Here is a 3,126-nt window from a genome sequence, read left to right on the forward strand (position 1 = left end):
CGCCGGCGGCGTCGCGCAGGATGCGGCCGCCGTCGGGATCGACGGCGCCGCGCGCGATGCCGGCCAGGTCGAGCATGGCGCGGTTGAGCCAGGCGGCGTGACCGTCCACGCGGCGCAGGCAGACCGGCCGGTCCGAGACGCCCTCGAGGTCGCCCCAGGTGGGGAACGCCCCGCCCGGCCAGCGGCTCTGGTCCCAGCCGCGGCCGCGGATGACCTGCGCCTCGGGATGTTCGGCCGCCCACTTCGCCGTGAGCGCCGCCGCCTCGGCCGCCGAGCGCGCGTCCATCAGCATCACCTGCTCGCGCAGCTTGCCGAGGCCCGAGACGTGCATGTGGGCGTCGTGCAGGCCGGGCAGCGCCAGCGCGCCGGGCAGGCGCACGATCTCCCACGGCGTGTCGCGGGGCGTCTCGCCGTAGATTTCGAGGATGCGGCCGTCGCGGTCGACGGCGATCGCCGCGGCCTCGGGCGCCGTCGGGTCGCCGGTCCAGAACACCGGACCGGTGAAGATGCGCACGGCGGTGTCGGTCTCCTCGGGCGGTTCGTCGCCGGCGAGCGACGCGGCGGCGAAAACCATCATCAGGGCGAGTACGCAACGCATCGGGGTCCTCCTAGTACGGCAAGTCCGTCTGCAGGCTGTCGGGCTGCTCCGCCGGCAGCCTGAACTGTTCCGGGCGCAGGCGCAGCACGTCGCGGCGCCAGGCCTCGGGGTAGCCGACCTCCTCGGCGTGCCCGTCGGTGCGCACGTAGCCGTCGTTGTAGCGGGTGATCAGCTCGCCGGCCAGGGCGCGCCAGCGCGCGAAGACGCGTTCGCCCGTGGATACCGCGTAGGTCGTCAGATAGGCGGCCGCCGACGCGGGATCCTCGGCGTGCAGGCGTAGGGCGGTCTGCTCCACGGCCGGCCGCATGGCGTCCAGGCCGTCCTCCAGCTCGCGCTGCACCGCCCGGATGTCCTCGATCATGTAGTCGTACTTCAGGCAGGCGTAGTTGGCGACGAGGTTGAAGATCCACCAGGCCGAGTCCCACGAGAACGCGTCCAGGCTGCCGGTGGCGAAGGACGCGGGGATGCCGGCGACGCCCGCGTAGAGGGGGATCCAGACGGTGGTGTAGGTGTCGTCCACGCCGTACCACAGGCAACCGCCGATCATGTCGGGCAGGCCGCGGCGGCACTGTGCGATCATGGAGTAGCCGGTCTGCTGGGTGGAGATGGGGCGCTCCCAGGTGCAGCTGGCCCCGTCCTGCTCCCAGCCCATGGGTCGCCAGCGGTTGGGGTTGCCGAAGGGCCCGGCGTCCACGCCGACGGACATGTCGAAGTCGGTGCCCTCGTAGTGGTCGCGCATCAGGTCGCGGACGTCGGCCAGGGTGATCTTCTCGTCGGGCTCGACCCACAGCGGGTAATCGACGGTGCCGGGCACGCCGCGGTGGAAGTCGGGGCTCAACTCGAGCGACGGCGCGGCGCGGCGCAGCAGGCTCCAGACGCGCGTCGCGGTGTAGCGCTTCTTCCGGGGCGCGGCCGGGTCGTAGACGTCGCGGAAGTTGAAGGGCGCGCCCGCGTCGGGATCGTACCAGCCGTTGCGGATGGCCACCTCGAAGACGTTGTCGGAATAGAGCGTGTTCTTGTCGTCGGTGGGAAACGCGCCGATGCGGGCCATGTTGGCGTGGGCGCTGACCGTGCCGTCGGGCAGGCGGCGCGCGACCCACACCGCGCCGATCTCGCCGGCGCCGCAGCCGATCATCTCCAGCAGCCAGACCTCGCGCGGATCGCAGATGGAGAACGACTCGCCGGTGCTGCGGTAGCCGTATTCCTCCGCCAGCAAGGTGATGACCTCGACCGCTTCGCGGGCGGTGCGCGCGCGCTGCAGGGCCAGCTGCATCAGGGTCCAGTAGTGGAGCATCGCGTCCTGGTTCTGCAGCTCGAGCCGCCCGTCGAAGGTGGTCTCGCCGATGGCCACCTGGTGCTCGTTCATCAGGTTCACGTAGGCGTAGGTGTGGTCGACCTGCGGGATCTCGCCGTGGACGGCGCCGTCCCAGTGGCGGATCTGGTAGACGGCGCCGGGCTCGTGGTCCCGCGCCGGCTGACGGCGCAGGATGGCGTGGAAGACGCCGTCGCAGGTGTAGGTGACGAACGCCGAGCCGTCGGCCGAGGCGCCGGGGGTGACCAGCAGGTTGGTGCAGGCGGGGGCGGGGGCGGCGAGCAGGAGCAGGGCGGAGAAGGCGGGTAATGCGCGGATCATGGGGATCTCCGTTCGGCGCGGGGATGTTTCCTCGCATGATGAAGAATGTCGCTCGCCCTGTCCAGCATATCACGCCCCTGGACAACCCCACCCCCGTCCTTCATCCTGCCGAAGACGAGGCAACCCGTACCGGCTCCCGACATCCGAGGGGTCGTCGCGGAGCGCCTCGCGAAGCGCGAAGCGGAGCAGTGATCCCTCGGATGCCGGGAGCCCGCACATGATCCGCCTCCTCGCCGTGGGCAGGATGAAGGACCCCCATCTGGCGGAGCTCTGCGCCGATTTCGCCCAGCGCATCGGCCGCTGGTCCGCCCTGGAGATCATCGAGCTGAAGGACCAGGACCCCGACCGCGAGGCGGCGGCCATGCTGCAGAAGCTCGGCACCGGTCCCGTCCACGCCCTGGACGAGCGGGGCGATCCGATGTCTTCGCGCGAATTCTCGTCGGTGCTGGCGTCCCACGGCTCGCCCACGTTCCTGATCGGCGGTCCGGACGGTCTCGGCGGCGCGGCCAGGAAGCGCGCCGACCGCATCCTCTCCCTGTCCCCGCTGACCTTCACCCACGAGACCGCGCGCTACCTGCTGTTGGAGCAGATCTACCGCGGGCTGGCCATCGGCCGCAACCATCCGTACCATCGCGCGTGAGGACCGGAACCCCCGGCCCTCGTCCTTGTTCGAGAAGCCTCCGGATATCTGGACGCCGGCCCTGCCGTTCCCTATACTGTTGCCCGGTTCGCAGCACCCTATTCAGCGAAGGCGAGTTCCACCGATGATCCCCACCCCACGGCCCACGCGCGGACGCGGCCTGCTCGCGGCGCTCGCGCTGACGGTGCTGGCGCTGCCCGCCGCGGGCGCGACCCTCATCCTCACCGGCACCCCCGGCGCGCTGGTCGTGATCGA

The 3,126-nt window shown here is 71.1% G+C and carries 3 protein-coding genes; 1 reads left to right on the forward strand and 2 read right to left on the reverse strand.

What is annotated here, in order from left to right; translation table 11 throughout:
* Together KJ554_05890 and KJ554_05895 are read right to left on the reverse strand one after the other, a co-directional pair.
* Positions 1-598 (reverse strand): amidohydrolase family protein (locus KJ554_05890; GenBank protein ID MBU0741870.1); only part of this gene is annotated, 598 nt, incomplete at its 3' end.
* Between the two features lie 10 nt (positions 599-608).
* The gene (locus KJ554_05895) at positions 609-2,231 is read right to left on the reverse strand and encodes a C69 family dipeptidase (protein ID MBU0741871.1); all 1,623 of its coding nucleotides are present in this window, start codon (positions 2,229-2,231) and stop codon (positions 609-611) included.
* Between the two features lie 217 nt (positions 2,232-2,448).
* Here KJ554_05895 and KJ554_05900 point away from each other — a divergent pair, with 217 nt between their 5' ends.
* Positions 2,449-2,871, forward strand: a complete 423-nt coding sequence (locus tag KJ554_05900) for a 23S rRNA (pseudouridine(1915)-N(3))-methyltransferase RlmH (protein MBU0741872.1) — start codon at positions 2,449-2,451, stop codon at positions 2,869-2,871.
* The last annotated feature ends 255 nt before the right edge of the window (positions 2,872-3,126 follow it).

It is taken from the genome of bacterium, from assembly GCA_018814885.1.
Taxonomy (GTDB): domain Bacteria; phylum Krumholzibacteriota; class Krumholzibacteriia; order LZORAL124-64-63; family LZORAL124-64-63; genus JAHIYU01.